Source organism: Arthrobacter sp. D1-17, from assembly GCF_054130535.1.
This window is the reverse complement of record NZ_CP096382.1, coordinates 976,210-1,002,265: the sequence shown is the minus strand read 5'-3', so window position 1 is coordinate 1,002,265 and position 26,056 is coordinate 976,210. Positions and strand designations below refer to the sequence as shown.

Below are 26,056 nucleotides of genomic sequence, written 5' to 3'. Positions count from 1 at the left end.
TCAAGGTGTTGGTGAGGTCAGCCGCCGTCGTCGGGCCGGAAGGCGACCGGGCCGGCCGACGCCGTAGCGAGGTAAAGCTCGGCGGTGCTGCCAACGGCGCCGACCCGCAGCGCAGAGACCTTGTACTCCCCCGCCAGCGAGCTGCCTGCGGCTGCACTACCGGCAGGGGCACCGGGCTGGTCCGGCTGCACATTTACGGTCACGGTCAGGGTGTTCGCCAGCGGGGCCAGCGCCGCACCGGCCGCCTCTGTGACGGGAACGACGGCGGAGCGGATCGCGGCATCCGCTGTTGGCAGCAGTCCCCCGGCAGCAAGGAGCGCGGCGTCGAGGGACCCGGCCACCACTTTCCCTGTCCCTGCCAGCAACGCTTCGGTGACAGGCTTGAGAAGCCCGAGGTCCACAGTGCCCAGGACCTTCGTGGACAACGTTGGCGTGGGCGGGGGCCCGGACTGGAATGCGCCCAAGGTGGTGTTGTAGCCGATCGTAACTTCAGCTACAGGGAGGCCCGCGAGGGACAGCAGCACCTTGGTTTCCATAGTGAAGGAGGTGGCGGCCAACGCTTTCTTCACCTCGGTGGTCACGGAGTCGCCCCAGGTCTTGAGCAGTGCCGAGGTCCGTTGCGTCAGGTCCTGGATTGCAGCTGTGCTCAGAACCATCTGTGTGTTGGCGGGCCGGTCATTGAGTCCAGCTGGACCGTAGGCAAGCCGGGGGAGGTCAAAGTAGATCCGGGCGTTAGCGAGGTCAACCGTCACCACTCCATCGGTGAGGGTGTTACCCAGCAACGCCCGCGCTGCGGTCAGGTCTGGAGCGCCGAAAGTGATCTTAGTTGTCGCCTCGGCGCTCAGCCCGCCCGACACAAGGCCGGTCACGTCCGTATTGATGGCGGTCGCCAAGGAACCAGTCGGGGACTCCAAAGCGGCCAGCTTCGAAGGAATGCCGTCCAGCGTTGCTGACACGCTGGCGATCATAGGCGCGACTGCCCCAGCGGACAGGTTCAGCCGGAGCCCGGCGATGCCGTAGTCGCGCGTCACCGCAGGGCTCGGGGCAAGCGCGGGCCAGCCGTTGGTCATCACGCACGCGTCCACCGCAGACGAACTGGCGACAGCACCGACGTCAAGGGTAATCGCGGCCTGCGATGCCGGAACGAAGGAGGCAAGGTTGATGCTGGCTGCCGTCGGCTTAGTGGTGGACCCGGCCGCGGTTCCGGTCCCGTCGATGGCTCCGGACTGATTGTGGACAAGACCGGCCGATCCGGTCGCCTGCCCGCTTGCCGTAGAACGCGCCCACTGGTTGTAGACCCCGGCGCTTCCGGCTGGCTGGTTCAGCCCCACCGCTGCCGAGAGCAGCGGTGAGCCGAAGGCTACGGCCCGCAGTGCTGACGTGTAGGTGACCGCATCAATCTTGGTGGCCGTTGACGGTGCCACCGTCACCGTTCCGCCCGCGTTTCCCACACGGATACCCTCAACGCCAGCCAATGTATCCAAGTCCTGGCCGCCCAAGGAGCCGGAAACTTGCCGTGCCGCTGACTGGGTATGGAAGAGGGCGGTTGTGCTGCAGTTGCCGGCCACCATGACCCCCGCGCCCGCGCTGACGTACTCATCGTCCGTCCACGCGGCGAGGGTTCCCGAGGTGGCGGCCAACAGGGCCGTAGATGCGACGGTGAACGCCGCGAGCGGCGCCGCTATTGCCAGGCGCCTGGTACGCCGCTTTCCCGTCACAGCGGTCACGAGAACCTCCGACGGCGGGCCATCAGTGTGCCTGCACCCGCAGCCACCAGCAGGATGCCTGCACCGATGTAGCCGAGGATCTGCGCACCAGTGGTGGCGAGCGGGCCGGTCAACGGCGTCGCGGACGACTCGTCGCCGCCGGCAACCACACCAATGCCGAATTTCAAGGTGCCAGCGCCGGGGCCGGGTTCGGGACCGGGCTCAAGGCCGGACCCGGTCTCTGAGGAGGCACGGCTTTCCAGGGTGAACAGCACCCAGGGCGCGTCCGCCGTCGTAAAACTGCCGAGGGGGTAGCTGAAGGTGCCGGCCGCGGAGAAGCTGTTGGCGGAGATAATCGCGCGTTCCCCGGAAGGACACCGCATGCGGGCATTTGTGCCGCTGCTTCCCTGCCACTGTGCCGGGCAGGAGCGCGCAGTGATTCGGTAGGCTTCTGACCCTGACGCGAGGGAGCCGGAGGCCTGCAGTTGGACGGTGGCCGAGGCGCTGATAGGCCCGTCGAGCACCACGCCCACCTGCCAGCTGAACGACTGGCCGGCGGACAGCGAAGGAAGCTCCAGCGGATAGACCGATGATGTCAGTCGCAGCATTCCTTCTCTTCCTGTTTCCGGCACGGGTATGACGTTGTCAGCTGCCGCGGCGGTGCCTGTTCCTGAGAGCAGCGCGAACAGAACAGAGACGGCGAGCGCGGCGCTACCGCAAAGTAGCCGTCCCATCAGGCCTCCCCGGCAAGTTCCGCTGCGTCCGCTTCAGGAGACCCGACGTCGGCGGTTCCGCCGTCGCCCGTCAACGGTTCCCGCCGCTTGGGCCAATATACCCAGCCCACCAGCCCGGCCAGGAGGGCGGTGCTGCCGCCAATCACCCAGGGTAACCGCGCGCCCATCACCCAGGACCCGAGCTCGGGAACGGAGAAGAGCAGCATGCGCGCTGACTGGACCCGGTATTCCACCGGGTCCTCCGACGTGTTGGCGTCGCCCTTCAGAACCAGCACGGCGCCGTTGGCCGACATGTCGTCGGGCGTGACGGTGACGACGCGGTGCGTGACCGGAACGGATTCGGGCGTCCGCTGAACGGTGGCGACGTCGCCCGGTTTCAAGGACGACGCCGGGACCTCGCGGACCGCTGCCAGGGCACCTACCGGATACGCGGGTTCCATCGATCCGGTGCGGAACACGACGAAGCTTACCTTGAACAGCACGGAGGCGAGAATGCAGGCGATGCAGACGGCGCCGAGGACAGCCACCAGGGTAAGACCAAAGGATCCGGCGTGGCCGATCGTCCGCCTAAGGAGCTCATGCCAGAAATTCGGTCCGCCAGATTCGAGGCGGTGCCTTGAAGGGATTACCATTGCCAGATAGCCGACAGGCTACTGACCGACGGAGCTGGTGAACTTCCACAGCGGCACGACCTTTTTGCCCTGCAGACTTGTATCAGCACCGGCGGGCAGAGTCATCGCGAAGCAGATATTCACGGGCTCCCCGGGCTGACCGGCGGCACCGGCAGGAAGGTCAAAGGAACGCGATCCGCGGGTGTTCAGTGGCAGACTGCCGAGTACATCGGATCCGACAAGTTCTGTCCCGGCAGGCTTGGTGCCGGCAGCAGTGCAGTTCGTTGCTGACACGCCGACCCAGGCACGATAGACCAGAGCCTCATACAGGTCAGTACTGTTGGCAACCCCGACGGCGGGGTCAGGGTTCTCCGCCTGCATGGCATCGGTCAATTTGACCTTAAGGTCTCCCGACCCGGCCTTGGCGCGAAGCTGGAGCGGCGCGTAAACCGTCTTCCCGGGGAACAGGTCAGCAGCCTCAATGGTGAAGTCGAGGCGGCCACCGTTCGCATTCGGTTCGTCCGTCCACTTCGCCTCGGCGGGCGGAAGCACAGTGTTCTGCTGCATCTGGTTGACTTTGGTTCCCGGCGTGTCGTTGCCGGGCCCGGCGCCACCATAGACCCACTCGTTGTCGGTCCAGGCAGCCAGCGTGAAGGTGGCTCCTACTCCCAAAACAAGCCCGGAGGCCAGCAGGGCCCGGATTTTTCCGGAACGGTGAACTTTTTTAACAACACGAGCAGGCATGGTTCCCCCCATGGGCATTTGGCTTTCACTTCCGGTGAGGAAGGTGTTGCTACCGTATGGCGCTACCCGCAACGTTCGATCAAATGTCAATCAACAACAGCCAAGGATTGGCACAGCAAGATCTTGAGGTGGGAAGCTTTCCAAGCCTTCCCGCAGGATTGCAGCAGCTCCGGAAACCGGCGCACCAACGGACGTTAGGCTTAAGACAGATCCAGACCGCCCGCCCCTCGGGCCCACCCAACGTTTGAAGGACCCCCAAATTCGTTCATCGTCGCTCCGCCCTGCCCTCGCCGCGCTGCTGCTGAGCTCATTAACAGCGACGTCCGCCGGAACTGCCGCCATAGCGGCTCCGGCCGCGCCGGAATCTCAGCAGACGGAAACCCCGACGGCGGCCCAGCAGCCGGGCGCCGCCCGGTACCTCGTGCAGTACACCGCCGGGACCGATGTGGCAGCGAAGGCGAGGGGTCTGCTCGCCCGGAATATCGCCGTCGGACGCACTTTCACGAAGGCACTGCGCGGTGCGGTTGTCTCTGCAACCCCCGCACAGGTGGCGGAACTGAAACGCTCGGCCGAGGTGGCCGCCGTCGAGATCGACGCGCCGGTCACAATCTCCGAGACCCAGCAACCGGCACCGTGGGGCCTGGACCGCACGGACCAGCGGGCACTGCCGCTGTCCGGCTCCTACACCTCGGCCACTGCCGGCGCCGCGGTGACCGCCTACGTCGTGGATACCGGAGTGCTGGCCTCCCATGCGGATTTCGGCGGACGCGTTGCTGCGGGCTGGACGGCGGTCGCCGACGGCCACGGAACCGGAGACTGCAACGGCCACGGAACCCACGTCGCCGGGACCATTGCCGGCAAAACCTACGGCATGGCCAAGGCCGCCACAGTTGTCCCCGTCCGGGCATTGAACTGCGAAGGCAAGGGGTACAACTCGGATGTGATCGCGGGCCTCGAGTGGGTCGTGTCCCATCACCAGGCGGGAACGCCCGCCGTGGCCAACCTCAGCCTGGGCAGCCCCGCGAGCTCCATGGTGGACGCCGCGGTGCAGGGTGTAATTGCCGACGGCGTCTCAGTCACCGTGGCTGCCGGCAACTCCGCCGTTGACGCCTGCACCAGCTCTCCGGCCCGGGTGCCGGAGGCCCTAACCGTTGCAGCGAGCGATTCCTCGGACCGCCAGGCCTCCTTCTCCAACTTCGGCAGCTGCGTTGACCTGTATGCGCCGGGTGTTAGCATCGCGTCCGCTGGCATCGGCTCGACGACGGCCCAGGCCACCATGAGCGGGACCTCCATGGCGGCGCCGCACGTAGCCGGCGCGGCGGCGCTCCTGCTGTCCGGAAACCCCGCACTCAGCCCGGCTGACGTCTCCGCGAAGCTGGCGGCGAACGCCAGCTCGGGTGTCATAGCAGGCCCCGGTGTTGACACACCGAACCGCCTGCTCAACACCGAGCCTGCAGCCCCCTCCCAGACGCCGGTTGCCCAGGAACCCGCGCCGCCGGCAACCGCCATTTCCGGACCGTCCATCCGCAGCGCCGCCGACACTTTGGCTGTCGCCTCGGACGGCGTGCTATGGAATTACCGGGCAAACGGCCAGGGCAGTCTCCTGCCGCGCGAAAGGATCGGCGCCGGCTGGGCAGGACTGTCGAAGGGGTTCGTAACCGACTGGAACACCGACGGCGTCTTCGACGTCATGGCGCAGTGGAACGACGGGCGGATGATTTACTACCAGGGCAAATCCACTGGGGGATTCGCCCCGGGCCAGGTTCTCAGCAAAGGCTGGGGCACGTATCACGTGACGGTCGGCCGGTGGCGCAAGGCCGATAAGTACCCGGGCATCCTTGCCTACGATTCCGCCGGAACGCTGTGGTACTACGGCAACAGCACCGGGAAGACCCTTACCCCGCGCGTCCGTACGGGAACGGGCTGGCGCGGCTACTACATGACCATGGCGGACTTCGACCAGGACGGGGCGCAGGACGTCCTCACGAGGCGGAGCGACGGCAGCCTCATGCTGTACCGCTCCACGGGAACCGGCAGCTTCGTCTCCGAAACCAGGCGCCGGATCGGCGGCGGGTGGAACACCATCAACAGCATCGCCAAAGTGACGGGCTTCCGCACCGGAACGGACGGACTCATCACCCGGCTGACCGACGGCAGGCTGGCCCACTACCCCTACAGCAAGGGGACCATGGGCACACGGAGTATCATCAGCGGAGGCTGGGGCAGCTATAACATCCTCCGCTGATACATGCCTGCGCCGCGCTACTGCTTCACGCCGTTCACAGGGCCTCTAGCTCCGGTCGACCGCGCCAGTGTCCCCGGCGCCGCGGGCGCAGTTGGCACAGCAGTACATTGCGCCCCCGCTCTCGGTGCCGTGTCCGATGATCCGGCAGCCGCAGTGGGCACAGGCCGGCGCCATGGCATGAATGGCGCATTCGAAGCTGTCGTAGGTTCCGGTCTGTTCACCTCTCGTGATGGTGAACGTCTTGTCGTAGTCGTTGCCGCAGGTGTCGCAGACCGCCATGACGGGCTCCTTGGATCGGAAGAGGAGTTTTGTATGGAAGAAGCCGCGGAAATGTGGCTTCTTCCATAAGTAGGCGCCGATCCTTCTCCCAGTTCAAGACCGCATTCCTTGTCAAAGTTTGCACCTGGCTAGGAGACCTGTCCTCCGCCCGGCTGGGATTCCGCTCTCCGCCGGCAACCCCAGCGCATTCCGTTATCGGGCGCCGCACCCGGAAAATTGTTGGTCCTGGATCAAGGAATGACCACGCGCGTTCCCCAAGGGAGTCCGTGATGCGATACTGGTGCTCCTGACGTGACAGACCTGAGCCGGAGAAAGATGCTCGAAACGACCACTTTGCGCGTTGCCTTCGGAGTCATAGCGTTCACGCTGTTTATTCTCTTTTACTCCGTGACCTTCCGCCGGACCCGCGCCGCGTACAGCCGATGGTGGTGCATCGCCCTGGCCCTGTTTCTCGTCGGTGCCACCTTGTACATTTTTGACGGCTCGGCGCAGCAAGTATGGGCAAACCCCTTGGGGAATTCGATGCTGGTCGCCGGCGCAGGCAGCGTGTGGGCCGCTGCCCGCTCGCTGCGCACTGCTCCGCCAAAACCCTGGCTGCTCCTTTCCGCTGCCGCTGTGACTGCAGTTGCTTCCGCGCTGGACAACCCTGCTGTCAATGACTGGTCCGGGGGGCCGGTGTTCCTGGCAATGATGTGCCTGATGTTCACCCTTGCCTCGTCCGAGCTGATCCGTCTAAAACGGGGGTTCTCCGACGTGCAGCTGCCGCTGGCGGCGGCCTCCGGGCTCCTCGCCGTCTTTTACTTCAGCCGATGCATTGTATTCGTCGCGGTGGGACCAAGGGATCCGTTGTTCCTCGGGGTCTTCGGTTCGGAGGTCACCACCCTGGTTAACATGGTGCTGTTGGTCGCCGTGTCTTTCAGCATGGCCGAACTCAGCAGTGAACAGGCAGCCAAGGACCTCAGCGCCCGCGCGAACAGGGACGGGCTGACCGGGCTTCTTAACCGGCAAGGGTTCCTCGATCTGGCCGCTGATGAACTGCGGCGCGGGAATGGCGACGGAACGGTGACACTAATTCTCGCCGATCTCGACCACTTTAAGGCGATCAACGACACGTACGGGCATTCGGCCGGCGACTCAATCCTCCAGGCATTCGCCACTGCGTGCCGGAGCACTGTCCGCTCGAGCGACCTGGTCAGCCGGTACGGGGGCGAGGAATTCGTGATCCTGTTGCCCGACACCGGAGCCGACCGTGCCCAGGAGATCGCCTCAGAAATCAGCCGACTGCTCAGGATCGCGGAATTACCGGACGGCATCACGCATCCGACTGTCAGCTATGGAATCGCTTCAGTCCGCAACGGGGAGCCGGATCTTGGGAAGATGATCGCTTCGGCCGACGCCGCCATGTACGAGGCCAAAGCGAACGGCCGTGACACTGTGGTCCGGTCAACAGACTAAGCCCAGGTACCAAGGGCCTGTCTGGACCGGAATACTGTGCGCAGACTTTGTCGAAGTCATGCGGGAACTGTGCTGTTAATCGTCGGGAATCTTGATCTGCGTCACACATCGTGATTCCAACAGGCAGTGAAGCACCAACCGACAGTGGAAGCGCAGGCAGTCACGTGGCAACCAGGGCAGAAAAATCCAACTACCGCTACAGCGACTTTTACTGCTTCATGACGCTGGCTGACTTCACCGCATACATTTCCATTGACGACGGCGAAGGGGATGGCGGCATTTCGATCAGTCACCGCCGCGAGACGGCCGCCTAAAGCGTCCGGCCCCGCAGGGGTTTGACCTCGTAGGCGTCTTGGCCGCCCGCGCCTGCACGGTCTAGTCTTTCCCCAAGGGCGGGACGCGGCGCAACCCTCCGAGTTGGGGTACCGTCCTGCCGGGCCTTCACCGGCTACCGGAGGCAGGAGTGATGGACGTTCCTTTCCTGGTCTGGGTGCTGACCATCGCGGGAATCCTTGCGCTGCTTGTCTTTGACTTTGTTTTCCACGTCCGCCGTGCGCATATCCCCACGCTGAAGGAAGCCGCGGCCTGGTCGTCTGTCTACGTGGGGATCGCTCTCTGCTTCGGGCTCGGCATCGCTGCCTTCCGAGGCGCCACGCGCGGCGCCGAGTACTTCGCTGGATTCATCACCGAGAAGGCCCTGTCGGTGGACAACCTGTTCGTCTTTCTGGTGATCATGACCAGCTTCCGGGTACCCCGCGAAGACCAGCAAAAAGTGCTGCTGTTCGGCATCGCGTTCGCGTTGGTCGCACGCACCGTCTTCATCCTCCTGGGCGCTGCCCTGATCAACACCTTCGCCTGGGTCTTCTATTTCTTCGGGCTCATCCTGCTGATCACGGCAGGGAATATGCTGCGGCCCGAGGGCACCGCGGAGAAATCCGCCGATAACATCATGGTCCGGACGGCCAGGCGGCTGTTCCACACCACCAACTATTACGACGGCGACAAACTGTTCACGCGTCAGAACGGCAAACGGGCGCTGACACCCATGTTGCTGGTGATGGTCGCCATTGCCGGCACCGACATTCTCTTTGCCCTGGACTCGATTCCTGCGATCTTCGGCCTGACCCAGGACGTCTTTATCGTCTTCACCGCCAATGCATTCGCGCTGCTCGGGCTTCGCCAGCTGTACTTCCTGATCGACGGCCTGCTGAACCGCCTGATCTTCCTTTCCTACGGCCTGGCACTGATCCTGGGATTCATCGGCGTGAAACTCATGCTGCACGCCCTGCACGAAAACGCCGTGCCGTTCATCAATGACGGCAAGCCGGTACCGGTAGTCGAGTTCGATACCGGGTTTTCACTGACCGTCATCATTACTGTCCTCGGGGTCACGGTCCTCGCATCCCTGCTCAGCCCACGGGGCAAGGCCCAGTCGGTTACGGCGGCTGCCCGCCGGGACGCCGCCAACTACCTGGACCCTGACTACACCGCCGACACTCAGGAACGGGACCGGATCTACGCCAGGCTGCTAAAGGAGGAACAGCAGATCCACAGCTTCGGCCGCCGGCACCGCCAAGAGCCACGGGACCAGAAAGAACTGATGAACCTGATCGCGCAGGCCCGCGAAAAACATGATGCGAAGACCGGCAGGCAGGACCCGGTGCAGGAGGACCGCTCCGACGATCCAACGGCGGACGGCGGCTGAAGCTCCGCCAAGGCCGGGCTGTATTACCTGGCAATCATGACATTGCAGTGTGCGTGGGTCAGAACCGTGGCCAGTGTCCCGTGGTGGCCTTCGCGTCGGTGGGCCCCAAGTACCAGCAGTTCGGCGTCTGCTCCTGCATCAACCAGCTCAGTGGCCAGGGGATGGCCCGAGAGCAGTTCCTCCGTCACCGCCAGGTCAGGAGCGAGATCCTGCACCCAGAGCAGGGCGGCACGCAGCACGTCCCGGCCCTGCTCCGTCGGGGTGGCATGCCGCTTCCACACCGACCCCGACGGGTCAGCGTGGACGATCCGCAGCTTGGTCTGCAGGGCCAGCGCCATGCGGACCGAGTGCTCGAGAACTACCGTCCGCAGGTGCCCGTCAATGCAGGCGACCACCGGTTTTCCCTCCCCGCGTTCCGCCCGGACCACCACCAGGGAGCAGGGGCAGGCACCGGTGAGGTCAACAGACACGGAGCCCACCAGTTTTCCGAGGAAGCCCCCCAAACCGCGGTTTCCGACCACGAGCAGGTCAGCATCCACGGATTCCTGGCGCAGGACCTGCGCGGGCAGGCCGGCAACTATCCGCGGTTCGATGTCCAATCTGGGCGAGATGCCGCGGGCGAAGTCCACACCCTCGGAGAGGATCTCCTCGGCCGCGTGGCGCAGCCCGCTGTCGGCGACGCCCTTAACCGGTCCCACGTCGTGGGTGAAGAGCGGCCAGATCCAAGCATGGATAATGCGCATCGCGGACTGCGACGCCTCTGCATACTCCACGGCCCAGCGCACGGCCAGCTTGGCCGGGTCCGAACCGTCGTATCCCACTGCCAATATGCCCACAGTTACCCGCCTTCTCACTGCCGGTGCCAGCTCCCCGGGCCCCTTTGCGGTCGCTACCCGATGGCTGGACCTACTGAATTAACGTTCCGAGGTTCCTCAATCTTCCCGCCGAGCGCTCGTCGTGCAGCTGTGCCTCGCGCTGGAGAGCGCGACGGCGGCGGTGCTGTTCCGCTCGAACGGCACCGGCGATAAGGGAACCGGAGTGGCACCGGCTAGGAACGGTGAATACGGGAATAGAATAGAGCCCTTGAACCAGAATTATCGGCCGAGCATAAATGCCAAAAACCCATTGTTTCTCATAAACTGCGCTGATCTTGATCTTTCCCTGCGGCATTCTTGAGCGAACAAGCATAAAGGCATAAACGGAGGGGAACTGAGCTAGTTCAACGGCTTGCTAATGCATTAGCGCGCTGTGTAGCAGCAAAAGCTTCCTGGTTATTACCCAACCGCTGGTGGATATTGGCCAGCACTCGCCACGGCGTCTCCAAGGCAGGATCCAACGAGGCGGCATGCTCAAGATCAGTAATTGCCTCCGCCGGATGTCCCAGGCCGAAGTGCGCCACGCCGCGGTGGACGTAGAGGGCCGTCGAATAGGGGGACTCGGCCACCAGCGCATCCAGCAGATCCTTCGCCTTTGGGGCGTCACCGCTGTAGAGGTGTCCGAGAGCCAGAGCCGTTCCTGCTTCCTGTGACTGCGGCGTCCGCTCCCGCGCAAGGGACCCCATTCGACGGCATATCGGGCAGCCTGCTGGTCCCCTTCCGTTGCGGGGCCGGCGAACGCCTGGGCTGCCAACAGCGCAGTGTCGCTGTCCCAGGCCCGGAGCTGCCAGGCCTGCTTGAACTCCTGCTGGGCTTGGCCAAGGTTACCTGCTGCGGCGGCCCGGGCGCCGGCGCCCATGGACCATTCCGCAAAGGTCGCCGGAACAGCAACCGCCAGTCCACCAATGGCCAGCAGCGTCCCGGCCAGACGGGGAACGGCGTGCAGTTTCGTGGCGGCGAATTCCCGGAGTGCGCCGCTCCTGATGAAGGCAGCCCTGCCGGCCTCGCTTCCCACCAGCCCGCCGCACAGGAACGCCACGAGCCCGGTGGTGCCGATGGACGTGAAGTGCGTGAGTAGGGCTAGTGAATACGCCGCCACCGTGACCAGCACCACGGCAAGGTACCTGCGGTCGGCAGCTGACCGGCAGTCCCCCACGCGGCGGATCACTGCCGCCACGCAGACCGCAATCAGCACCACCACAAGCACCAGCAGGGGAAGCCCGCCTGCCGCCAATGCCTGCAGCGGCCAACTATGGGGCGAGTCCGCCGGAAAGCTGTCTCCCACCGTCCGCGCCCACTCGGCCCCGAGATACCCAGGAAACGTATCAACGAAACCGCTCGGGCCGACGCCGAACAGGGGCCGATCGGCAATCAATCCAAGGCTCTGGTCCCACAGCAGCCACCGCCCGTCGACGGTCGCCGTCGACAGCAGCCGCTCGCGGGATGCGGGGGCCAGCAGGACCCCGACGGCGACGCCCGCCGCTGCGAGCGCGGCGCCGGCGGCGATCTTCGGCCGGGTCCAGGACCGGCTCCTCATCCACGTGTAGGCTCCGAATACGGCCACAGCCAACAGTGCGGCCAAGGCCGCACGGGAGCCTGAGAGGACGGTCACCCCCGCGCCGGCAAGCAGTCCGGCGCGGCGCAGCCATACCTGCCAGGCCCGGTCCGGCTCGCCTTGGGCGGCCAGGACGCCGGTGATGATGACGCCGATCAGCCCCTGGTCGGTGGCGTTGCCCAGCGTTGCCCCCAGCCGCACATCGGCAGCCCCGCCAAGCGGTCGCAGGCCGGCGCTTTCCAGCACCGCGATGGTGAAAACCACGGTACCGGCACCTGCCAGGGACAGGCCAAGAAGAGTGCGCCGTTGGCCGCCGGAACCGCCGCCCAGGACCTTGGCGCCCGCCGCGAAGACTGCCACGTAGACGCCGAGCATCAGCAGGCCCTCGTACCGCGGCCAGCGGCCGGCCATGCTGGCCAAGGGTGTGTCGGAGAGCAGCATGGCGACGGCGATCCACAAGACGCACGCGGCAAGCACGGTCGTGATTGCCAGCGGAAGCCGGGCGCCTGGCGGTGAGAACAAGCCCGCGAGGACGGCAATCATCACTACCAAGACCTTGATCCAGACAAACCGGAACAGCCCGCCCGACTGCACGGCCAGCACTGAACCCGCCATGAGGATGATGCAAAGCCCCGGCAGCCGGGATATCACTCGCTCCGTGCGCATCCTGCGGCCCTCTCCCCCAATGTACTTCGGGACCAACAATAACCGTTGACTGCAGAACGAATTTCCGTCGGATCAATAAATTGCGTAATGAGACTCCAGCATCTGTACAAAGTCGCCGGGGAAATTTGGATTTGCAGTTAGACTAAGGCGTTCTTTGACAATTTAAAGTGGCGGCCGATCCGTTTGCTGACCCATGGGGGGTAAAAATGCTCGTAAAGAGCGGGCGATTCCGTTTAAGGATCGCGTTATTGTTAGCGGTTCTTTCGGCGCTCATAGTTTCGGGGCTGGCGCCTGCCAACGCGGCCGACCTGTCCGACGCGTCAATCAGCGGACACATTTCCGTCCCGCCCGGCGCAGATGCCGGCACCACGGCGATCCATGTCTACGCTGCCACTCCCACGGGAGAGTACGTGACCACCGCCTATCCAAGTGCCGAAGGCGCCTACAGCGTCAGCAGTCTTCCGGCCGGCTCGTACAAACTGTGGTTCTACGATTACACCAACAAGTCAGTTCCTCAGTGGTACGGCGGGGCTGATCAAAGCTCGGCTACCGCATTGACTGTCGGAGCCGGGCGGCAGCTCACTGGCATCGACGTCGTCATGGCCAAGGGGGCATCAATCAGTGGCCGCATCACAGCTCCGGGTGGGGTCGACATCACGGCTGTAAGCGTCTACGCCCACAGCTCAGGCGGTTATGGCTCGTCCCGCTGGGCTGCCGTGGCCGAAGACGGAAGCTACAAGTTCACTGGTCTTGCCGCAGGCAGCTACAGAATCCAGTTCAATCCAAATAATTCCGGAGCCTTGGAGCAGTGGTACGGTGGGGCAGTCTCGTCCGACACCGCCACCGCCGTCGTACTCACGGCGGAACAGGACCTCACCGGCATGGACGCCGTCCTCGTTAAAGGAGCTTCGATCAGCGGCAAGGTGACGGCGCCTGCCGGCGTCGACTTGGCCTCGGTGAGCATTTCGGTCCACAAGGCAGCGCAGCACTCCTATTCCGGATACGGACAGATCAGCCCCGATGGCAGCTACGCAGTACGCGGTCTTCCGGCGGGCAGTTACAAACTGGAGTTCAATACCTACAGCTCCGGCGCTGCAAAACAGTGGTACTCCGGGGCCGCGACCTTCGAAACGGCTACCCCGGTGACCGTCGACTCCGGCCAGGATCTCGCTGGCATCGACGACTCGTTAATCAAGGCAGCCTCCATCAGCGGACAGGTCGCGGCACCGGCCGGCGTTGATCTGGCATCCGTTCAGGTACAGCTCTACCGGTCGGACAGCGCGGGCAATTATGCTGGGTCCGCGCAAGTTCAGGTGGACGGCAGCTACACGCTCGGGGGCCTTTCCGCCGGCAGCTACAAAGTCCAGTTCAGCGGCTACAATTCCGGCGCGCTGGAACAGTGGTACCCAGGTGCAGCCTCCTCCGACACCGCCACGGTCATCAACCTCACGGCCGGGCAGGACCTGGGCGGAGTGGACGCCACATTGGTCAAGGGGGCTTCGATCAGCGGCCACCTCACTGCAACGGCCGGTGTTGAGCTCAGCTACGTCACCGTGAGCGTCCATGCGGGCTCCGGCCAGCAGTACTCGTCTGAACGCATCGGCGCAGACGGCACTTACTTGGTGCGCGGACTCCCGGCCGGGAGCTACAAGGTCCGGTTCAGCGGCAGCGGCAGCTATTCGAGTGCACTGGAGCAGTGGTACTCCGGAGCCGCCTCGGCCGAAACAGCCACGCCTGTCACCCTGGCCGAAGGCCAGGATCTCGCCGGTGTCGATGCAAGGCTGGTGAAGGGCGCCTCGATCAGCGGAACTGTCACCGCCCCCGCAGGCGTGGACGTGAGCTCATTGGGCGTCAGTGTCCAAAGCTCGGACGGCACCTCGTGGTCCTATGGCAACGTTGAGTTCAACGGCAGCTACACCGTCAGAGGCCTCGCCGCAGGCAGCTATAAGGTGCGGTTCAGCGGGTACAACTCCGGCACCCTCACCCAGTGGTACTCGGGAGCCTCCACGTTTGAAAGTGCAACGCCCGTCATTCTTGCCGAGGGTCAGGACATCACCGGCATCGATGCAGCACTCGTTAGGGGCGCCTCGATCAGCGGTAGTGTGGCGGCACCCGCGGGAACCGATCTAACCTCTGTCTATGTGAACGTGTCGGCCGCAGATAATTCCCCGTCGTTTTCGGCGCGGGTCAACTATGACGGAAGCTACCTCGTGCGCGGCCTGCCCGCAGGCGCGTACAAGGTTCAGTTCAGCGGAAGCGGCGCGGGCACCCTCGACCAGTGGCATGCCAATGCTTCGTCCTTCGAAACGGCCACTCCCCTCACTCTTGCCGCAGGCCAAGACCTCACCGGCATCGACGCAACCCTGGTGAAGGGTGCATCTATCAGCGGAACCGTGACGGCACCCGCCGGCGTGGACCTGGGCGGCGTCAGCGTGCAGGTCCGAAGCCTGGACGGTTCTTCCTGGTTCTCCACACAGGTGGACCGAATCGGCAAATACACAGTTCGGGGACTGCCAGCCGGCACTTACAAAGTGCAGTACAGCGGGTACGCCTCCGGCACTCTCACTCAGTGGTACGCGGGAGCCTCGACATTTGAGTCCGCCACTCCCGTCACTGTCACCGCTGGCCAGGACGTGACTGGAATCGACGCTGAATTGAAGAACGGGGCGTCTATCAGCGGAAAAATCAGCGCCCCTGCAGGTGTTGACCTGACAGCTGTGTGGGCCACGGCCTACCACAGCAGTGGTGCCATGGACTACGCAGGTTCCTCCTCTGTCGCAGCGGATGGTTCCTACAAAGTGGGCGGGTTGCAGGCCGGATCCTACAAGGTGCAGTTCAACACCGGTGATTCCGGCGCCTTGGCCCAGTGGTACGGGGGCGGGCTGACCTTCAGCACTGCCACCGCCATCGCCCTCGCCGATGGTCAGGCCGTAGCCAGCGCTGACGCCGTGCTCGTGAAGGGTGCAAGCCTCAGTGGCAAGGTCACAGCGCCCGCGGGGATTTCCGTCTCCGACATCACCGTCTCGGTGCTGGAAGCAAAAGCCGGGTCGCACGCAGGATACGCCCGGGTGGCAGCCGATGGCAGCTACAGGATCGGCGGCCTTCGGGAAGGGAATTACAAGCTCCAGTTCAACGGGGGCAACTCCGGGGCGCTGGATGCCTGGCATGGGGGCGGCGAATCCCTACTGACTGCTGGGACCATCGCTGTCGGGGCAAGCCAGGACTTGGCTGACCTCAACGTGACCCTGGTCAAGGGCGCCACCATCAGCGGAAAGATCAGCGCGCCCTCCGGCGTCGATCTGACCCGCGTCTCCGTGGCCACCAGCAGGGATGAAAGCCCGATAGCGAGGTCGTTTCCCGTGAACGCAGATGGCACGTACCAGATCAAGGGACTGCTGGCGGGAACCCACAAGGTGCGTTTCAGCGGTGGTGAGTCCGGCGCCTTGGACGAGTGGTACGACGATGCGAAGACGCAGGCCGAGGCGGCTCCCATCACCTTGACTGCCGGAGAGGGCCGCACGGGCGTGGACGCGGTTCTTGCCCAGGGCGCGAGCATCAGCGGCAAGGTTTCTGTGCCTGCCGGGGTAAGCAGCTTCGGTGTGGTCATCCTCCACAAGGGCGACAACACCGTCGCGAAATCCGTCTATTTCGGCTCTGATGGCAGCTACCTGCTGCAGGGGCTGGAGGCCGGTAGCTACAAGTTGCAGTTCAATGCATACACTTCGGCAGTTCTGCAGCAGTGGTACAGCAACGCCTCGTCCATGGAGGCGGCAACCCCTGTCACAGTGACGGACGGCCAGAGCGTAACCTCCGTGGATGCAACGCTGGTCAAGGGCGCCACCATCAGCGGAAAAATCACAGCCCCTGAAGGCGTCTCCCTTGGCGCTGCCCAGGTCGGTGCCTACAAGTCCGGATCCGCCGACGCCACGGCGGCCCGCAGCTCCGTGCTCGCCGATGGTTCCTACACACTGGTTGGCCTGGAGCCCGGCACGTACAAACTGCAGTTCCTCGGACTGCGCAGCGGCGCCGTCGATGGCTGGTTCGGCGGGTCCGCGTTCGAAACTGCAACTGCCAGACCGGTTGCAGCGGAACAAAACATGACCGGGGTGGACTTAACGGTAGTGACCGGTGCGTCCATCACCGGAAAGGTCTCGGGTGCAAACTCATATGGCTACCCGCTCTCGGTCCTGGATGAATCCGGAAAGCTCGTCAAGAGCGAGTACACGGACCAGTCCGGTAATTACAGCGTGGTCGGGCTCGCACCTGGGTCGTACAAGGTTGCCTTTAACCGCTCCAGCGGATACGCCGCGGAAGAAGCGCAGTTCTACCAGAACAAGCCCGAATCAGCAGGCATCGGCCAAGCTCAGCTGATCCAGCTCACCCCGGGGCAGTCCGTACCGAATATCGATGCGGCCCTGTCTGCGGGCGGATCAGTGGGCGGCACGGTACTGAACAAGGCCGGAAAGCCAGCGGCCAACCTCTATGTCCAGGCCTATACAACCGACGGCTCGCTGGTCACCCGCGGCGGCACGACGGATGCGGCCGGCAAGTACAGCGTCACCGGCCTGACCTCCGGGAAGTACGTTCTTCGGGTGCGTGGATGGGTTGACGGCGACCTCTACTCGGGCAACACCGCCACCGAACCCTCCGCAAGTCCCGTCACGGTCGTCAGCGGCAGCACTACGCCGTATGACCTGTCCTGGGCAGCGGTACGTCTTGCCCTCACCGCCCCGGTTCCCACCATCACGGGCACCGCCGCTGTAGGCTCAACCCTCACCGCGGACCCGGGAACCTGGGAACCGGCACCGGTCACCCTGGCCTACCAGTGGAAAGCAAACGGCACCGCCATCACCGGCGCCACCGCCAGCACCTACAAGCTCGCTGCCGCGGACGCCGGCAAGACCCTGACCGTCACCGTGACAGGAACCAAGGACGGCTACACCAGCGAGGCCAAGACATCGGCGGCTACCGCCACCGTTGCCGCCGGCACCCTCACCGCCCCGGTTCCCACCATCACGGGCACGGCCGCGGTAGGCTCAACCCTCACCGCGGACCCGGGCACCTGGGAACCGGCACCGGTCACCCTGGCCTACCAATGGAAAGCTGGCGGCACCGCCGTCACCGGCGCCACCGCCAGCACCTACAAACCCACGACGGCGGATCTGGGCAAAACCCTGACCGTCACCGTGACGGGAACCAAGGACGGCTACACCACGGTCGTCAAGGCTTCCTCGGCCACTGGAACCGTCATGGCTGCCAACCCGATACTGACGGCGCCCACGCCTACTATCTCCGGCACCGCCAAGGTGGGCGTCGCACTCACAGCCGCACCAGGCACATGGGGACCGGCGACCGTCACCCTGGGCTACCAGTGGAAAGCGAACGGCATCGCCATCACCGGCGCCACCGCCGCTATCTACCGGCCCACGGCGACGGATCTGGGCAAAACCCTGACCGTCACCGTCACCGGAACCAAGGCAGGCTACACCACGGCGGCCAAGACCAGTGCAGCAACGGCGAAGGTCGCCGCGGGCACCCTGACCGTGCCGGCGGTCACCATCACGGGCACGCTCAGGGTCGGCTCTACCCTTACCGCGGCAGGCACCTGGGGACCGGCACCGCTCACTCTGAAGTACCAGTGGAAAGCGAACGGCATCGCCATCACCGGCGCCACCGCCAGCACCTACAAGCCGCCCGCAACCGTCCTGGGCAAAACCCTGACCGTCACCGTCACCGGATCCAAGGCCGGCTACACCACGGTCGCCAAGACCAGCGCAGCAACGGCCAAGGTCGCCGCAGGCATCCTGACAGCACCGGTGCCGCGCATTACCGGAACGGCCAAGGTGGGCAACACCCTGACGGCAACCGGCACTTGGGGGCCGGCACCGGTCACCCTGAAGTACCAGTGGAAGGCGAACGGCATCGCCATCACCGGCGCCACCGCCAGCACCTACAAGGCTGCCCCAACCGTCCTGGGCAAAACCCTGACCGTCACCGTCACCGGATCCAAGGCCGGCTACACCACGGTCACCAAGACCAGCGCAGCAACCGCCAGGGTCGCGGCGGGAACCATGACAGCACCGGTGCCGCGCATTACCGGAACGGTTAAGGTCGGTTCCATCCTGACGGCCGTCCCAGGCACTTGGGGACCGGCACCGGTGACCCTGAAGTACCAGTGGAAAGCGAACGGCATCGCCATCACCGGCGCGACCGCGAGCACCTACAAACCGACAACGACGGTCCGGGGAAAGACCCTGACCGTCACCGTCACCGGGGCCAAGGCCGGCTACACCACGGTCGCCAAGACCAGTGCAGCCACCGCCAAGGTGATTTAGCTACCAGTCCCAAGCAATAACGAACGAGGCCCCGTCCAGACGTTTTCTGGACGGGGCCTCATTCGTCCCGCCGGGCGAGGCCAAAGCACGGCGAGACCGAAATTGGCGTTACGACACAACGGCGAAGACGTCGGCGATCACGGCGAGGGTCGTCGTGGGCACCCTCAGCGCTCCGGTTCCCGTGATTAGCGGTGCCGTCGGGGCCTAAGTCAAAAGCACCTATACGCCAATGCTCCCCCGGCGCGCTATCAGCGTCAGCGTGACGGGCACCAAGTCCGGCTTTACGACGGCGGTGAGGACCTCCGCGACGACGGCACCGGTGAGCTAACTGGCGGCGTCCCTCGAATCGGAGGCCTTTTAACCATGCACGTGACTGCGTTTGACGGTCATAACGACAGCTCCACAACGACTCCCGCCATCTTCACCTAGGCTCGGCAGTACAGTGGGCAGCTCACCGGAAGCAAGGCAGGGGTCAGCGGCTCAGCGCCATCCACACGACGGCTGCCGTCACGACGGCCAAAACGGCCAGCCCTGCATATGACAGAGCCTGCAGCCGGCGCTGCCGGGCATTACGCTGATGATCCCGTTCCATGTACCGGTTCCCCATGCAATCGAGGCTAGGCAGGAGACCTTGGGCTAACCTTGGGCTGAAAGTGCCGCCTACCGGTACCCGTCCACAATGGCAGCAGCAATCTCCTTGTACGCCCGCCGGGTCTCCGGCTTCAGCACGTCCAGGGTCACCAGGTCCCCGTCGGCCACTCCCCTGTCATGCGGAACAGCAATGAGCTCGCGGCACATCCCAGCGAGGTGCTCTTCGATGGCGTCCTTGTCCACACGGGAGGAGACCTCGTCCTTGTCCGTGATCACCACGATCGCATTGCGGGCCAGGTCCTCGTAACCGTGGCTGGCCAGCCACTGCAGGGTATTGCGGGCACGCTTGGCACCGCTCACCGCGTAGCCGGCGGCGATGATCAGGTTATCCGCGGACTGCAGGATCCCCTTCATCGCGTTGTGGGTGACGCCGGTGCCGCAGTCGGTCAGCGCTACCGAGTAGTAGCTGCCGATCAGCTTGCGGATCCGCAGGTACTCCTCGGCGGTCAGCGAATCGGATACCTCGGGGTCCTGCTCGCCGGCGACGAGGTGCAGCCGGCCCGAGTGGTGCATGTAGCGGGACAGCTCAGTTAGGGAGTCGATCGAGTCGATGTTCTTGAGCAGGTCAGTGATGGTTCGAGGCGTGGCCTGCTGGTAGATGCCCTCGCCCAGCGCGCGCTCCACAAGGTCCCCGGAGTCCGGGTTCGCGTCGATGGCGCAGGGCGGGTCACCGCGGAATTCGGCGAGGGTCAGGCCCACGCCCACAGTAGTGGAAGTCTTGCCGATGCCGCCCTTGAGGCTGAGCACGGCGGTGTTGAAGCTGCCCTGCAGCTGGCGGGAGATACGCCGGGCGAGCTCCTCCTCCTCTCGCTCCAACGGGCTGGGCCCCATGTTCCACGCCCCGCCGCTCACCCGGTACAGGAAGCCCCGGAAGCCCCGCTTGGGTCGGGGCTTCTGCTCGCGGACGAACGACGTCGGCAGTGCGGTGGCGTCCGCCACCGGCTGCTCCGGTTCGGCCTCGGTTCCCGGGACGGACGGAGCCGACGCTGCCGCCGGCTTGCGATTTGGCGCGGGCGGTGCTTCCGGCACGCTGGAGACTCCGTCGGCAACGGCCGCCGCCTGCGCCCAGGAGGAGCTGCGGACCGGGAGCACCGGAGCAGAGCTGGTGTCGGGTATCACGGCCTCGAAGGATCCTGTCCAGTCGTTGGAGTCGCTGCCGTCCCGGCGCCGGGAACGGCGGCGCCGCAACTCCGGCTGCACTATGTCGGTTTCCGGTTCAGGCATGTGTCATCAGACCTGGACCAGGGCAGCCCCCACGACCGCCGTGGTCAGCACCAGGAGGAGGCCCAGACCAACGTAGCTCCACCATTTAGGGCGGCTGCGGTGGGGATTGATGTCGACGTACGGCATACCTACTTCACCCGGGCCGGTACGGAGTGGGTGGATGCAGGAGCCATGGCGCAGCGCTTAAGGCACAGCAGCGCGTAGAGGCCGGTGAATGGAATCAGGAGGCTGCCCAGCAGGGCGCAGAGCGCAAAGATGAAGTCGGGAAGGGCCACGATAAACCTCCGGGACGTTGAGACCTTAAGCAGTCGCATTAGGTTTGGCGACGGCGACAGTAGCTGACAGTAGATCCCCCATAGATCTTTGGTCAGACTACTTAGCAATCAACCCGGATGTCCACTCGGACACGCATCAACAGAACCATCGACGCGTCAGCATGGCGCGGCGGGCGCCTCCCGTTGCTCTATTTCTGCAGCGAAAGCACCACTACTGCCGCCGTCAGAACGGCCAGTATCGCCAGTACCACGTAGCTCAACACCTGCAACTGACGGCGACGGCTCTCCCGCCGCGACCCCCTGCCGTATCGCGTTGCCCCATAAACACTCATGGGTCCGACGCTAATGGCACAACATCAAGAAAGGCTCAAGCCAAGCACAGGAATGACTCAAGACGCCCACGCCCACGCCCACCGGTGAGATGGTGATTCCTCAGATCTTTTCGTTCACGTCCGACGCGTCCGAAGCGCGATGGACGCGAGCAGCGCGCCGTCCCTTCAGCCGGCCGGAAGACTGGAGGCGCGGAAACGCGCTGTGCCGCCCCCCAAGCGGTGGCAACTGAGCCACAGATACCCCGGAAACAGGGGCATTCTGGCTCCTTTGCTGGCGGGGCATGTCCTGCCCGTCTAGCCCGGGCCTCTCCGGCAGGGAATTGTCGACGATGACGTTGTGCTGGAGGAATTTGCGGATCCAGGCACAGATTCCGTTGTTCATCCCCTCAACCTAGAGGGTGTGCAGACGGCACCCCAGAGTAGCCGGTACCTGTTTTTCAGTCGCAGGGCTACTTTGCATACTCAGCCTTTAGTGCTGCTGCCGCGTCTCCTGCAGGCGTTTGATGAACCAGCGCGACTGCTCGGGCCCGTACGGCAGGACAGGAATTGCCTTGGTCGCATCCGAGGGAGTGTCCCTGATCGACTGCCTCGCCTGGCGGACCGCCGTCGTCATCGTGTCCGCCATGGTCTTGACGAAACGGTCACTGCAGGGCTCGCCATGGCCGGGGATGAGGAACTCGTAGCGGTGCCGCAACGCAGACAGGTGCCGCAGTGCACCGGCCCACTCCTCTGGGTAGGAGTCCTCGAAGGAGGGGTGCGCACCCTGCTCCACCAGGTCGCCCGCGTACAGAGTCGTGGTGGTGCCGACCAGCAGGTCGCCGTCAGTGTGCCCGCGGCCGAGGTAGAACAGCGTGGCTGCCTGCCCGCCGAGGTCCACGAGGACCGGCTGGTCTCGGACCAGCGCGTTCGGCACGACGAGCTCGACGTTCTCCCCTTGGCCGGCGGCCATGTCAGGCTCGAGCTCGGCCACGGCTCCCCGCTGGGCGTTGCCGTTTTCGCCGATCTCTTCGGCACAGTTCTCGTGCGCCCAGAATTCCGTCACTCCATCCTCCGCGAAGACGGCGTTTCCGAAGAAGTGATCGTAGTGCGCATGGGTGTTAACCACCACGAGGGGAAGCTGGGTCTTGCCCCTCACGGCCTCCAAAATCTCGCGCCCCTGCCGCGGCCCGCCTCCGGTATCAATGACCATCGCCCGTTCCGTGCCGACGATCAGTCCGGTGTTGAGCTTTGAGCCTTCCGTCGTCAGCACAAAGTTGTCCGTGCCGACTTCGAGCCATCGTGACATTCGTTCTCCGTACATCTTGGGAGCGTCTGCGGTGTTCAGACTTCGATTCTATCCGCGACTTTGCAGGCTGTTGGGAAATTAGAACTAGTTCTAAAGTAGGGAAATGCATCTCTCCCGATACATTCCGGCGCACACCCGAGAGGATACGATCACTTTCCCGCTACCGCAGCATGCAAACACGTCGACGCCCACGTCACGAAGGCTGACGGTGACAGCTCCTATAGGATGCAGGTGACCGCCTTCAAGACACCACAGGGTAAGTAGAGACATATATCGATACGGTCAAAGAAGGATTTTCTGCCTTGAAAGGCCACGTGAGCCGTCAAAGGAAACTGCTTGCAATAGTTGCTTGGGGCGGCATGGCCCTCTGGTCATGGCTATTCGCAGGCTTGTTCCTTTATGTTGAACCAGCTGTGAGCTCACCACGACCGGCGGCTGTGTTGTTCGTTCTCGCGCCGCAAACGGAAGCCCGTGTGAAAGCCGCAGAGGAACTTATGGCCGCAGGCTTCGCGGAAACGCTCGTGCTGTCGGTTCCGACCAACGGCAGCCCGCCCCCTGATGTGTGTAAGAAAAAACGGTCCTATCCAATCATCTGTTTCGCGCCGGACCCAGTAACCACCCAAGGCGAAGCTCGTGCACTTCGCAAACTCGCCGAGGACCACAAGTGGCAGAGCGTTAATGCGCTAACTGCCAAGTTCCACATCACCCGGTCGCGCATTATCCTTCAACGCTGTTTTGAAGGCGACCTGAACATGGTCAGTTATGAGCAGCATCTGTCCGCTATTTCTTGGGCCTACCGATATATTTATGAGACCGCCGCTTTTGCAAAAGTGGCCTTCAACCCCGGCTGCTGAAGCGCAACTAGGGGTCCACATGGATCAGCTCGATTTTTAATCAACTTACCTTTGACCGGTTGTGGGGCGGCAGCTTGCTGCCGCCCCACATTCACATCGGCCTCGGAAGCACTGGCTGGCGCCCAAGGGGCGCCTGGTCCTTCTGCAGGCCATTGTCGCCGGGACGAATCCAGAGGGGGCCCAGCTTGACGCGGGCTCGTGATGTGGTGCGGCAGGGCATTCCGGATCATTTCAAGGGCCCGCGCGGGTGGCGGAGTTGCGATCTTTCCGAGTGAGGCTTAGCCGCCCACAAGCACATTCCACGAGTTGCACGTTCCTGCGCTCCTGCAGGGTAATTGTCTAACGCAGGTGGGCGCCCGCAGGCCTCGACCTCATTTCGCTTACTCTACGGTGACGCTCTTGGCCAGGTTGCGCGGCTGGTCCACGTCATAACCCTTTGCGCCGGCCAGCTCAGCGGCAAAAATCTGCAGCGGAACAGTGGTGAGCAGCGGCATCAGCAGCGTCGGGGTCTCCGGGACGTAGAACACGTGCTCAGCGTAATCCTTGACCGACTCGTCGCCTTCCTCAGCGACCACCAAGGTGCGGGCACCACGTGCCCGGACTTCCTGGATGTTGCTGACAACCTTGGAGTGCAGCGAGTCCCGGCCGCGCGGGGACGGCACCACCACGAAGACCGGCTGGCCGTCATCGATCAGGGCGATCGGGCCGTGCTTGAGCTCACCCGCAGCGAAGCCCTCAGCATGGATGTAGGCGATCTCCTTCAGCTTCAAAGCACCCTCAAGGGCAACCGGGAAGCCAACGTGGCGGCCCAGGAACAGCACGGACTTCTCGTCCTTCATGCTCCGCGCGAGCTCACGCAGGGGCCCCGCGTTGTCCAGGATCTTCTGAATCTTGGCCGGGATCTTGCCCAGGTCCGCAAGGACGTCCTTGATCTGCCCGGAGAAGATGTTCCCGCGCAGCTGGGCAAGGTACAGGCCCAACAGGTACGCGGCGGTGATCTGCGCCAGGAACGCCTTCGTGGAGGCGACGGCGATCTCCGGACCGGCGTGCGTGTACAGCACGGCGTCGGACTCACGCGGAATGGTCGAGCCGTTGGTATTGCAGATGGAGATCGTTTTGGCGCCCTGTTCACGCGCGTACCGCACGGCCATCAGCGTGTCCATCGTTTCACCGGACTGGCTGATCGAGACCACCAGGGTGTTCGAATCCACGATCGGGTCCCGGTAACGGAACTCGTGCGCCAGCTCGACCTCGGTGGGGATCCGGCACCAATTCTCGATCGCGTACTTCGCCACCAGGCCCGCGTACGCTGCAGTGCCGCACGCAAGCACAATGATCTTGTCCACCTGCTTGAGCAGCTGCGGATCAATACGAACCTCATCCAGCGTGAGCTTGCCGTTCAGGTCCGAACGCCCAAGGAGGGTCTGTGCCACGGCATCAGGCTGGTCGTGGATTTCCTTCTCCATGAAGGAGCTGAAACCGCCCTTCTCGGCCGAGGCAGGGTCCCAGTCCACGTGGTATTCCTTACCCGAGGCCGGGGCACCGTAAAAGTCGGTGATCTCCACCGAGTCCGCGGTGATCGTCACGATCTGGTCCTGGCCAAGCTCCACCGCGCGGCGGGTGTAGTCAATGAACCCGGACACGTCCGAGCCCAGGAAGTTCTCGCCCTCCCCCAGGCCGACCACCAGCGGGGAGTTCCGGCGCGCAGCGACCACCACGTCCGGCTGGTCAGCATGCACCGCAAGGAGCGTGAACGCACCCTCAAGACGCTGGCAGGCCAGCTCCATCGCCCGGGTCAGACCGCCGTTAGAGACGTCACCGCCAAGCTTGTTCCGGAAAATGTCACCCAGCAGCGCCGCGGCTACCTCGGTGTCCGTCTCCGACGCAAAGACAACACCCTTGGACAAAAGCTCCAGCTTCAGCTCCGCGAAGTTTTCAATGATGCCGTTGTGAATCACCGCAAGCTTCCCGCCATCAGACAGATGCGGGTGCGCGTTCTGATCCGTCGGGCCGCCATGCGTAGCCCACCGCGTGTGCCCGATCCCGGTCAGCGACTCCGGCAGCGGCCGCGCCTCCAGCTCCGCGAGCAAATTGCTCAGCTTCCCGGACTTCTTCCGTGAGGAAATCTCCCCGTCAGCCACCACCGCCACACCCGCGGAGTCATACCCCCGGTACTCCAGACGGCGCAGCCCCTCAAGAACAACATCCAACGCACCATGGCCAGCGTTAGCCCGGCCAGACGAACTGCCTACATAACCCACGATTCCACACATGGATGAAAACGATACATGGCTTAAAAGGTGTCCCTATATTTTGGGACGGTTATGGCCAAGATCGCCTCGGAAGAATTCGGCCCTCCATGGAACGGCGTGCTGAGTCCCGGCACACAAGCACCGGTTGCACTTTGGCAGTCTAGACAGACACCAACAAATTGGTGGGGGCAGTCCAGTGGACCATCGCCTTCCCCACAAGGCAACGATATTTTCACTTGCCCTGTATATCACCACGACGCCGGCAACGACGAC

Annotated in this window: 18 protein-coding genes and 1 pseudogene; 6 read left to right on the top strand and 13 right to left on the bottom strand. The window is 64.1% G+C overall.

Going from position 1 to position 26,056, the window contains the following annotated elements; all coding sequences use genetic code 11:
* Positions 1-17 precede the first annotated feature (17 nt).
* The 4 genes from M1E01_RS04670 to M1E01_RS04655 are packed head-to-tail and all read right to left on the bottom strand — an operon-like array spanning position 18 to position 3,795.
* On the bottom strand, positions 18-1,727 hold the full coding sequence (locus M1E01_RS04670) for a choice-of-anchor G family protein (RefSeq protein WP_457973942.1): 1,710 nt from the start codon (positions 1,725-1,727) through the stop codon (positions 18-20).
* Positions 1,724-2,440 carry a hypothetical protein gene (locus tag M1E01_RS04665; protein WP_457973941.1) on the bottom strand — a complete coding sequence of 239 codons (717 nt, stop codon included), beginning with the start codon at positions 2,438-2,440 and terminating at the stop codon, positions 1,724-1,726. Before M1E01_RS04665 ends, M1E01_RS04670 begins: the two co-directional genes overlap by 4 nt.
* Complete coding sequence (locus M1E01_RS04660; protein ID WP_457973940.1) at positions 2,440-3,072, bottom strand: signal peptidase I; 633 nt, start codon at positions 3,070-3,072, stop codon at positions 2,440-2,442. Before M1E01_RS04660 ends, M1E01_RS04665 begins: the two co-directional genes overlap by 1 nt.
* An 18-nt stretch (positions 3,073-3,090) precedes the next feature.
* A complete protein-coding gene (locus M1E01_RS04655; protein ID WP_457973939.1) occupies positions 3,091-3,795 on the bottom strand; it encodes a hypothetical protein in 705 nt (234 codons plus the stop codon).
* Between the two features lie 244 nt (positions 3,796-4,039).
* Here M1E01_RS04655 and M1E01_RS04650 point away from each other — a divergent pair, with 244 nt between their 5' ends.
* On the top strand, positions 4,040-6,040 hold the full coding sequence (locus tag M1E01_RS04650; protein ID WP_457973938.1) for a S8 family serine peptidase: 2,001 nt from the start codon (positions 4,040-4,042) through the stop codon (positions 6,038-6,040).
* A 45-nt stretch (positions 6,041-6,085) separates the two neighbouring features.
* Here the strand turns inward: M1E01_RS04650 and M1E01_RS04645 are convergent, their stop codons facing one another.
* Positions 6,086-6,319 (bottom strand): hypothetical protein, encoded by a 234-nt coding sequence (locus tag M1E01_RS04645; protein ID WP_457973936.1) that lies wholly within the window; start codon positions 6,317-6,319, stop codon positions 6,086-6,088.
* Positions 6,320-6,634: 315 nt separating this feature from the next.
* Between M1E01_RS04645 and M1E01_RS04640 the strand changes: the two genes are divergently transcribed.
* The 3 genes from M1E01_RS04640 to M1E01_RS04630 all read left to right on the top strand — a co-directional run bounded on the left by M1E01_RS04640 (position 6,635) and on the right by M1E01_RS04630 (position 9,479).
* The gene (locus M1E01_RS04640; protein ID WP_457973935.1) at positions 6,635-7,774 is read left to right on the top strand and encodes a diguanylate cyclase; all 1,140 of its coding nucleotides are present in this window, start codon (positions 6,635-6,637) and stop codon (positions 7,772-7,774) included.
* A 164-nt stretch (positions 7,775-7,938) separates the two neighbouring features.
* Entirely contained in the window at positions 7,939-8,088 is a 150-nt protein-coding gene (locus M1E01_RS04635; RefSeq protein ID WP_457973934.1) for a hypothetical protein, read from the top strand.
* A 152-nt stretch (positions 8,089-8,240) separates the two neighbouring features.
* Positions 8,241-9,479, top strand: coding sequence for a TerC family protein (locus tag M1E01_RS04630; protein ID WP_457973933.1), 1,239 nt, complete (start codon positions 8,241-8,243; stop codon positions 9,477-9,479).
* 23 nt (positions 9,480-9,502) lie between these two features.
* Here the strand turns inward: M1E01_RS04630 and M1E01_RS04625 are convergent, their stop codons facing one another.
* The 3 genes and pseudogenes from M1E01_RS04625 to M1E01_RS04615 form a co-directional block, all read right to left on the bottom strand.
* Positions 9,503-10,315 carry a universal stress protein gene (locus M1E01_RS04625; protein WP_457973932.1) on the bottom strand — a complete coding sequence of 271 codons (813 nt, stop codon included), beginning with the start codon at positions 10,313-10,315 and terminating at the stop codon, positions 9,503-9,505.
* Between the two features lie 383 nt (positions 10,316-10,698).
* Positions 10,699-11,040 carry a tetratricopeptide repeat protein gene (locus M1E01_RS04620; RefSeq protein ID WP_457974862.1) on the bottom strand — a complete coding sequence of 114 codons (342 nt, stop codon included), beginning with the start codon at positions 11,038-11,040 and terminating at the stop codon, positions 10,699-10,701.
* A 572-nt stretch (positions 11,041-11,612) separates the two neighbouring features.
* A pseudogene (locus M1E01_RS04615) lies at positions 11,613-12,284 on the bottom strand (O-antigen ligase family protein); the annotation flags it as partial.
* Positions 12,285-12,823: 539 nt separating this feature from the next.
* Here M1E01_RS04615 and M1E01_RS04610 point away from each other — a divergent pair.
* Positions 12,824-18,910, top strand: coding sequence for a beta strand repeat-containing protein (locus M1E01_RS04610; protein WP_457973931.1), 6,087 nt, complete (start codon positions 12,824-12,826; stop codon positions 18,908-18,910).
* A gap of 660 nt (positions 18,911-19,570) precedes the next feature.
* On the opposite strand, the gene M1E01_RS04605 is transcribed toward M1E01_RS04610, so the two are convergent.
* The 4 genes from M1E01_RS04605 to M1E01_RS04590 all read right to left on the bottom strand — a co-directional run bounded on the left by M1E01_RS04605 (position 19,571) and on the right by M1E01_RS04590 (position 22,677).
* Entirely contained in the window at positions 19,571-20,785 is a 1,215-nt protein-coding gene (locus M1E01_RS04605) for a MinD/ParA family protein (protein WP_457973930.1), read from the bottom strand.
* A gap of 128 nt (positions 20,786-20,913) precedes the next feature.
* Positions 20,914-21,099, bottom strand: a complete 186-nt coding sequence (locus M1E01_RS04600) for a hypothetical protein (RefSeq protein ID WP_457973929.1) — start codon at positions 21,097-21,099, stop codon at positions 20,914-20,916.
* Between the two features lie 393 nt (positions 21,100-21,492).
* Positions 21,493-21,774: a hypothetical protein gene (locus M1E01_RS04595; protein ID WP_457973928.1), complete on the bottom strand. Its 282-nt coding sequence runs from the start codon at positions 21,772-21,774 to the stop codon at positions 21,493-21,495.
* An 87-nt stretch (positions 21,775-21,861) separates the two neighbouring features.
* Positions 21,862-22,677 (bottom strand): MBL fold metallo-hydrolase, encoded by an 816-nt coding sequence (locus M1E01_RS04590; RefSeq protein WP_457973927.1) that lies wholly within the window; start codon positions 22,675-22,677, stop codon positions 21,862-21,864.
* 302 nt (positions 22,678-22,979) lie between these two features.
* Between M1E01_RS04590 and M1E01_RS04585 the strand changes: the two genes are divergently transcribed.
* On the top strand, positions 22,980-23,531 hold the full coding sequence (locus M1E01_RS04585) for a YdcF family protein (protein ID WP_457973926.1): 552 nt from the start codon (positions 22,980-22,982) through the stop codon (positions 23,529-23,531).
* A gap of 380 nt (positions 23,532-23,911) precedes the next feature.
* On the opposite strand, the gene glmS is transcribed toward M1E01_RS04585, so the two are convergent.
* Positions 23,912-25,804: a glutamine--fructose-6-phosphate transaminase (isomerizing) gene (gene glmS / locus M1E01_RS04580; protein WP_457973925.1), complete on the bottom strand. Its 1,893-nt coding sequence runs from the start codon at positions 25,802-25,804 to the stop codon at positions 23,912-23,914.
* Between the last annotated feature and the right edge of the window lie 252 nt (positions 25,805-26,056).

Excerpts from the sequence above, each read along its gene's own strand:
- M1E01_RS04665 (WP_457973941.1), bottom strand. The coding sequence starts at position 2,440 with ATGGGACGGCTACTTTGCGGTAGCGCCGCGCTCGCCGTCTCTGTTCTG.
- M1E01_RS04660 (WP_457973940.1), bottom strand. The coding sequence starts at position 3,072 with ATGGTAATCCCTTCAAGGCACCGCCTCGAATCTGGCGGACCGAATTTC.
- M1E01_RS04655 (WP_457973939.1), bottom strand. The coding sequence starts at position 3,795 with ATGCCTGCTCGTGTTGTTAAAAAAGTTCACCGTTCCGGAAAAATCCGG.
- M1E01_RS04645 (WP_457973936.1), bottom strand. The coding sequence starts at position 6,319 with ATGGCGGTCTGCGACACCTGCGGCAACGACTACGACAAGACGTTCACC.
- M1E01_RS04640 (WP_457973935.1), top strand. The coding sequence starts at position 6,635 with ATGCTCGAAACGACCACTTTGCGCGTTGCCTTCGGAGTCATAGCGTTC.
- M1E01_RS04630 (WP_457973933.1), top strand. The coding sequence starts at position 8,241 with ATGGACGTTCCTTTCCTGGTCTGGGTGCTGACCATCGCGGGAATCCTT.
- M1E01_RS04620 (WP_457974862.1), bottom strand. The coding sequence starts at position 11,040 with ATGGGGTCCCTTGCGCGGGAGCGGACGCCGCAGTCACAGGAAGCAGGA.
- M1E01_RS04605 (WP_457973930.1), bottom strand. The coding sequence starts at position 20,785 with ATGCCTGAACCGGAAACCGACATAGTGCAGCCGGAGTTGCGGCGCCGC.
- M1E01_RS04600 (WP_457973929.1), bottom strand. The coding sequence starts at position 21,099 with ATGCGACTGCTTAAGGTCTCAACGTCCCGGAGGTTTATCGTGGCCCTT.
- M1E01_RS04595 (WP_457973928.1), bottom strand. The coding sequence starts at position 21,774 with ATGAACAACGGAATCTGTGCCTGGATCCGCAAATTCCTCCAGCACAAC.
- M1E01_RS04590 (WP_457973927.1), bottom strand. The coding sequence starts at position 22,677 with ATGTCACGATGGCTCGAAGTCGGCACGGACAACTTTGTGCTGACGACG.
- glmS (WP_457973925.1), bottom strand. The coding sequence starts at position 25,804 with ATGTGTGGAATCGTGGGTTATGTAGGCAGTTCGTCTGGCCGGGCTAAC.